At 46.8% G+C, this 726-nt stretch carries 1 protein-coding gene; it reads right to left on the bottom strand.

What is annotated here, in order from left to right:
• On the bottom strand, positions 1–726 hold a 726-nt coding region (locus ACLUXO_RS10205), incomplete at both ends, for a mucin-binding protein (protein WP_412137451.1).

The raw sequence follows: 726 nt of genomic DNA, 5'->3' as shown, positions 1-726 counted from the left end.
GTGTCGTAACCAAGGATCTTGCCTGTTACCTTGTCAACGATGGCAGTCCGAGTAAATTCGGCTTTTTGAACGTATGAGCTGGTACCGTCTGGTGAGCCGTTAACTGCCTTGCCATCTTCGTCAACATAGTTGATCGTCCGAGTTACGGCTGAAGTCAAGTCATCCTTCGATACGCCATCTGGGTATTTTACGTTGCCCTTCGGGTTGATTGGTTTGCCTGGAGTACCTGGCTTTTCTGGAGTTACTGGAACAGTCTGGTGGCCGTAGTATACAGTTACCGTAGTATCAGTAGTTGAGCCATCAACAGTCTCTGCTTCAACAGTTGCCTTGTCTGGGGCAGTGTAGCCGTAGTCTGACAGGTCAGCAGAATCTTGCTTTATCCAAGTCTGATCAGCTACCTTCCAACTGTCGTCAAGCGTGTAGCTTGAACCGTCTGCTGAAACAGTACCATAACCGATCTTGTTGCCCTTGTTGTCATAAATTACTGATCGAGTCAAAGTAGCCTTTTGAGTTACTGACGGTTCAAGTTCAGCGGGAATTGCTTCACCAGTTACTGAATCAACGTAGTTGATGGTTCTAGTAACAGTCTTGCTCTCCTCATCCTTGAGTGAGTAAGCAGTCTTGCTGTAAGTTACAGTTACAGTAGTGTCTGCTTGACCTGGAGTAACTAGCAGTGATTCAACCGTTGACTTGTCTACCTTGTCGTAGCCTACTGAACTTGGATCG

This window comes from Lactobacillus delbrueckii subsp. bulgaricus (assembly GCF_046938665.1).
Classification (GTDB): Bacteria; Bacillota; Bacilli; order Lactobacillales; family Lactobacillaceae; genus Lactobacillus; species Lactobacillus delbrueckii_C.
The sequence above is the reverse complement of the archived record's forward strand: the minus strand, read 5'-3'. Positions and strand labels throughout refer to the sequence as shown.